This window comes from Paenibacillus sp. P4_A7 (assembly GCF_056402455.1).
Window position 1 is genome coordinate 35,207 of record NZ_JBFUHJ010000020.1, and the last position, 6,347, is coordinate 41,553.

Annotated in this window: 2 protein-coding genes, 8 tRNA genes and 1 rRNA gene; all 11 read right to left on the reverse strand. The window is 46.0% G+C overall.

Translation table 11 applies throughout. The features are described from left to right. Positions 1-990: 990 nt before the first annotated feature. On the reverse strand, positions 991-1,854 hold the full coding sequence (locus tag AC1DWN_RS05420; protein ID WP_477557910.1) for an ABC transporter ATP-binding protein: 864 nt from the start codon (positions 1,852-1,854) through the stop codon (positions 991-993). A 346-nt stretch (positions 1,855-2,200) separates the two neighbouring features. Beyond that, positions 2,201-4,945 (reverse strand): phosphodiester glycosidase family protein, encoded by a 2,745-nt coding sequence (locus AC1DWN_RS05425; protein ID WP_477557911.1) that lies wholly within the window; start codon positions 4,943-4,945, stop codon positions 2,201-2,203. A 206-nt stretch (positions 4,946-5,151) separates the two neighbouring features. Then, positions 5,152-5,236, reverse strand: a tRNA-Leu gene (locus AC1DWN_RS05430). A 128-nt stretch (positions 5,237-5,364) separates the two neighbouring features. Then, positions 5,365-5,449, reverse strand: a tRNA-Leu gene (locus tag AC1DWN_RS05435). 22 nt (positions 5,450-5,471) lie between these two features. Continuing rightward, positions 5,472-5,547: transfer RNA gene (locus AC1DWN_RS05440), tRNA-Lys, on the reverse strand. Positions 5,548-5,557: 10 nt separating this feature from the next. Then, positions 5,558-5,632, reverse strand: a tRNA-Gln gene (locus tag AC1DWN_RS05445). 9 nt (positions 5,633-5,641) lie between these two features. Beyond that, a tRNA-Val gene (locus AC1DWN_RS05450) sits at positions 5,642-5,717 on the reverse strand. Between the two features lie 32 nt (positions 5,718-5,749). Further along, a tRNA-Glu gene (locus tag AC1DWN_RS05455) sits at positions 5,750-5,824 on the reverse strand. A 39-nt stretch (positions 5,825-5,863) separates the two neighbouring features. Continuing rightward, positions 5,864-5,939, reverse strand: a tRNA-Thr gene (locus tag AC1DWN_RS05460). Positions 5,940-5,943: 4 nt separating this feature from the next. Continuing rightward, positions 5,944-6,019, reverse strand: a tRNA-Asn gene (locus AC1DWN_RS05465). 159 nt (positions 6,020-6,178) lie between these two features. After that, a 23S ribosomal RNA gene (locus AC1DWN_RS05470) occupies positions 6,179-6,347 on the reverse strand; the annotation flags it as partial.

Below are 6,347 nucleotides of genomic sequence, written 5' to 3' on the forward strand. Positions count from 1 at the left end.
AATCAAGATGAAGCATTACTCGCTAATTTGTGGGTAACCCCGATGACTGTACACCTTTATTCGCTATTTTGTGAGTAACTTTATTTACTCGTTGGCTGCACTCGCTATTATGCAAAAAAATTTCGTGCGATGTGGGTTAATAATTTTGTTAATTGCGAGTAATTCCAAGCCTTACCCACAATTGTGTAGGAAATGTTATTAACTTTTTTTGATTCACACCCTTTTGTGAGGGTAAATTCACTAACTGTGAAGCTTTACTCACTATCAAGACTGAACCTTTGAATCAAGTTAATAATTAGTGATGTAAATCTCATACCCCGTGAATAAAACTTCATGGCGAGTGAGATTTACTTCACTCTTTATCAGAAGCGCATGCTGTCCAGCTTTTTTTATGAGGTTTACTTCATACTTTAGTGAGTTTGCCTCATTGTTTCGCAACTATTCAGTTGCAACAACTCTAGAGTATATAAAGTACAGAGCTTTGTACTTTATATGTATACCCGCAGCATCTATCAGGACCGATTCATATGCGGATATGCAGGACAGGCTTAGTGATCACGATGCGTTCGTGGATATATGGGACAAGCTTTAGTGATCATGATACTTTCGTGGATATATGAGACAAGCTTAGTGATCACGATGCGTTCGTGGATATATGGGACAAGCTTTAGTGATCATGATACTTTCGTGGATATATGAGACAAGCTTAGTGATCATGATACTTTCGTGGATATATGAGACAAGCTCAGTGATCATGATACTTTCGTGGATATATGAGACAAGCTTAGTGATCACGATGCGTTCGTGGATATATTGGGCAGGCTTAATGAGCACGTTACGATCGCGTAGTAAATATGGGGCAGACATAGGGATCACGATACGTTCGCGTAGTAAAATATCAATGTGTGTGCGACTTTGGGTAGCGAGAAAAAAAACAAGAGTCCGTGCTCCTCTCAGGGAACACGGACTCTTGTTTTTCAAATGCAAATTTTACGCGCCCGCTGCAGCTGCGAAAGACTCTTCTCGATGTGAAGAGCTATTCTCAATCTCTACTTTTTCAGAAGCCTGCTCACCAGCAAGTGCATACGGCAAGCAAAGAGGAACGCCTGTACGAGGATCTGGTACGATGTCCGCTTCAATATTAAATACTTCGCGCATTATATCTGGCGTGATTACTTCAACTGGAGTGCCTTCTCCGGCCACTACGCCCGACTTTATTGCGATCATATGGTGAGCATAACGCGATGCATGGTTCAAATCGTGTACAACCATCACAATGGTTCGATTATTGGACGTGTTAAGCTTCTGCAGTAATTGAAGAACCTCCAGCTGATGTGCCATATCCAAGAAGGTCGTTGGTTCGTCAAGGAACAATATACTTGTTTCTTGGGCCAGTGCCATAGCTATCCATGCACGCTGACGTTGTCCTCCTGACAAGTTGTCAACTGGACGATCAGCAAACTCAATCATCCCTGTCGCTTCAATCGCCCACTGCACAATACTGCGGTCTTCTTTATTCATCGAACCAAATCCCTTCTGATAAGGGAAACGTCCATATGAAACAAGCTCAGCAACGGTAAGTCCGTCTGGTGCAGTCGGATTTTGCGGCAAAATAGCCAGCTGCTTCGCTACTTCCTTTGTAGATTGCTTATGTATAGACCTCCCGTCCAGGAGAACACTGCCTCGGGACGGATTCATCAGACGAGCCATCGTCTTCAAAATCGTTGACTTTCCTGAGCCATTTGCTCCTACAAGCGCTGTAATCTTACCTTCAGGAATTGCGATGTTCAGGTCTTGCACGATTAAGTGGTCATCATACCCGATATCGAGATGCGAGGTTGTTAGTCGAATCATTTGACATGCACGCTCCTTCCACTTCAATTAAACAAACTTTTATTTATAGTTTAAAAATGATAGCAGTAGATCATTCATAATATGAGAACAATTATCAATACAAAATAATGATAATTGTTCTCATATTAATTGTCAATCAGTTATATACGGTGCCCATAAAATATAGTGCGCCTAAATACAAGAGCGAGCGACGGTCGCCTTCCTTTACGGTAGAAACACTCTTTTCACGGAGTCAGATACACGCTTTTCAAAGTGTGTACTTTCGTATGTGCTTATGTATCAAAAAAGACCACCTGTCAGGTGATCTTTTCTAATTTACTTTGATGTGATGCCTAAGCTATAACTATTACCATTTTAGTTTTGTACCGAATACTAAAGCATTGCTTATATTTCTTCCAGGAACGGTTGCATATTTGCCCAGTGCATACATACCTGATGAAGCGCCACCGTCCATATTCATCGCTTGCTGTGCCCCAAGACTAAGCAATATTTGTCCCCATTGCTTCGCTGTAGCGCCTGTTACAGTAGCTAGCATGACGGTCCCATCCTTTTTGACGAGTATACCGCTTCGAGCTGCCGCATTTGATAAAATTTTGACACTGGTGAAGCCTTCGCTCACTGGATCAACGGCCAGCTTGCCATCCTTTACAAGTCTTGGCCCTGCTCCAATTGCAGTATGGACACGGCTCCAGTTAATAGGTTTGCCCGCTTGGTTTGTCATTGATATTTTATAATCAACCTTAGTACCTACCTTAAAACGATTAGCGAGCTGCTTCTCCTCGGCGCCTGTGTATACTAGGACATAGCCGTCTGCCGGAATGTCGGCATTCGTGTTTTTGCTAACTTTAGTGACAACGCCATTACGAACAGTGATAGATGAGCCATAGGCAAAGCCTATCTTTTTGCCGCGCTTTGGTGTAAACATAATGGCAGAGGATGCACCAACCGCAGGGGTCCGGTTTACAAAATAGGCATACCAGTTGTTCGGATACTTGTCTATACCGTCTGTGCCTCCAACTATTTTCAAACGTAAATGATCCATTAGCACGGTGCCATCCCAAGTAAAGCCTATAGTTGTCCCGGTATTTCCGATATGCTCGAGGTTGCCATCTACGATAACGTGGCCGTAAGGCTCTGGTATTCCGCCATAGGCTTCGAAATATGAACCATTAATCGCGGCATCGGCGTTGTATGCCTTGGCCATATCCTGGAGCGGCTGTACAACTCCAACCTTGCGGCTTGCAAGAGCTGTGGTCATAGGCATGCCTTTTGGAATCGTAACGGTTTGAACAGAATACGATTTGCCCGAGACAGTAACCTTCTTCGTTTCTCTTTTTACTTTCAGGTTGGATACATGTTCCGAAACCTGTACAGGCAGCTTCAGCTCGCCCTTATAACCCGGAGAATTAACGGTAATAATTAAGTTCGCCTTACCTGTAGCGATCGGGGTTATAATATTTTTGTCGCTGATGCGAACGATTGCTGCGTTGTCTGAGCGGACGCTGAAAGCGACTGGAACGGAAAGCTTCAGCTTGTCCGTGAGCAGGAGCCGTGTATGCATCGGCAGCTTTATTCCAGCCGATGCATATGTTATCGCTACGGGGCGGAATGGCCCCGCAGCGATCAGCTTGTCGGCGGACGCGTAAGCAATCCGTCCACCGCTCAGCGGCAGAACGCCGCTCGCGGGAACCGCGGCGTTGCCGCGATAGGTGTACACAATCGACCCGGCAGAGCCGTCGATTGCGTACACCGCGCCTGACCGCGCGCCGGCCAGCACTAGGCCGGCGGCGCGGTCAGGCGCCAGCGCTGCGGGGCCGAAGCCGGCCGCCCCGCTTGCGCTGATGCGCCATAGTTCCGCCCCGTCAGACGGGCGGAACGCAGCAATGCCGTTGCCGCCAAGCTCTGCGGCAACGACAGCGCCAGCGCCAGCGTCCCTGGGCATAAGCACCGGGGACGTCCAACCCCCTGCGGGCGCTGCACCAAGCTCGCGTATGAAGCGGACTTTACCGTCCGCCTCATACGCCGCTATCGCTTTGCCCGCAAGCAGCACCACGCCGCCGCTCACATCGGCGACCAGCTTCGCCATATGCAGCGGCTGTTCAAGCGCCGCCTGCCAAACAATCGCGCTGCCTTGCACCGCATACAGCGTACCGTTGCTCCCAAGCGCGTATACTCCGCTCTTCCCCGCTGCCAGTTCCTTTACCGTCACGCCCACCGGCAGGAGCGCCATCTGCTTCTGCCCATCCTTATCCAGCGATAATATACCATGCTGATAAGTGAAATAAGGCAAACCCTCTCCATCGGTAACCATAGCCGATGGCTGCAAGTCTTCCTTCTTGCCTTGAAAGTAGAAAATTCCTACTTGTTTCCCGCTACCATCACCATCGTATTGATAAAGCCTGGCCCCTTTACCAGCAAACCAAACCTTATCGTTCTCATTAGCAGCCGGAGCAGATAAGGGACTATATGTATTTACACTCTTCAATTCTTTACCGTTACTATCCAAAACCGTAACCCAGCCATTTGCCGTTACCGTGAATAGTTTATTGCCTTTCATGGCTAATGCAGGATATACAGTTCCTTTTCCATTAAAGCGCCAGTACTCAACTTCGGTCTTACTGATCTGTTTAGTATTAGTATTTGTATTGGCATTTGTTTCAGAAGTTGCTTTTGTATCCGTTGTTGGATTCGATGTTGGGATGGTTGTTGTACTTGTATTAGTATTTGCTGTTGGATTCTTATTCTCTGAGGTTTCATTCTTTGATGTTTCATTCTTTGATGTAGCATACTTTAATGTTTCATTCTTTAATGTTTCATTCTTTAATTTTTCATTCTTTAATGTTTCTTTCTTCAATATTTCATTCTTTAAAAATCCATCCTTAGATGCTGCATCCTTTGAGCTTTCAGTCATCGGACCTTGCCCCTTAAGACTTTCATCAGTTACATTTATAGTACCATTTGCAGCACCCGCTGCTTCAACATAAGGTTTTAAGGATTCATATTGTCCGCTCCCCGAATACCCAAAGCTAATTGCTGCTGCTAGCATAATACCTACTGATCTTTTGACCCACTTTTTCTGTATCAGGTTCATTGTACCTATTCTCCTTCTTCTCCAGCTAATCCATATAGTCCCAAATAACTATATCGACATTAGCATTATAAAAGTGAAGGAGCTCGCTAACATCTTTTACATATAACATAATAAAGCTTTAACTATTTATATCTTCAATGTTCCTTCAAATATTTAAGTCTATAAACAGCAAAAAACCCTTGTTCGCCAAGGGTTTCTTCATAATATGGTGCGCGTGGAGGGACTTGAACCCCCACGTCGTGAAACGCCAGATCCTAAGTCTGGTGCGTCTGCCAATTCCGCCACACGCGCGTAGTTAATGCTTCTTGCCTATTTGATTCATATGTAGGAATCTCACCTACGACATTTGTTCGACCAAATGTCTATTAATACTTTAACTCATAACGTCTCAAATTGCAAGAGGTTTTTTTGAAAAAGTATGGTGCGCGTGGAGGGACTTGAACCCCCACGTCGTGAAACGCCAGATCCTAAGTCTGGTGCGTCTGCCAATTCCGCCACACGCGCATAGTTAATGCTAGATAAAAAATGGTGAGTCATGTAGGATTCGAACCTACGACACCCTGATTAAAAGTCAGGTGCTCTACCAACTGAGCTAATGACTCAAATTATAAATGGCTGGGGATTCAGGGATCGAACCTGAGAATGACGGAGTCAAAGTCCGTTGCCTTACCGCTTGGCTAATCCCCAGCAGCGATATGGTGGAGGCTGACGGGATCGAACCGCCGACCCTCTGCTTGTAAGGCAGATGCTCTCCCAGCTGAGCTAAGCCTCCGAGAAAAATGACATCCCTTTAAATAAGGGAAATGGTGACCCGTAGGGGACTCGAACCCCTGTTACCTCCGTGAAAGGGAGGTGTCTTAACCACTTGACCAACGGGCCATGCAATAACTAAAGCTTGTACTATCCAAGAAAATGATCTGGAGCTCTCAACCGGATTCGAACCGGTGACCTCATCCTTACCATGGATGCACTCTACCTACTGAGCTATGAGAGCATAATGGCTCCCCGAACAGGACTCGAACCTGTGACAACTCGATTAACAGTCGAGTGCTCTACCAACTGAGCTATCAGGGAACATTGCATATTTGCGTTGAATGTCTCCAAGAGCTTCAACTGCAAAAGAGGCACGGTTGAAAACCAAGGCATTGCGCCTTGAAAACTGGATACGAAAGTTGTCTTACTGAACCTTAGCTGTTTGTTTGCCGGATGTATGGGTCCATGCAAACCTTATTTTAGGATAAGCCCTCGACCGATTAGTATTCGTCAGCTCCACGCATTGCTGCGCTTCCACCCCGAACCTATCAACCTCGTCGTCTTCAAGGGGTCTTACATACTGGGAAATCTCATCTTGAGGGGGGCTTCACGCTTAGATGCTTTCAGCGCTTATCCCGTCCGTACTTGG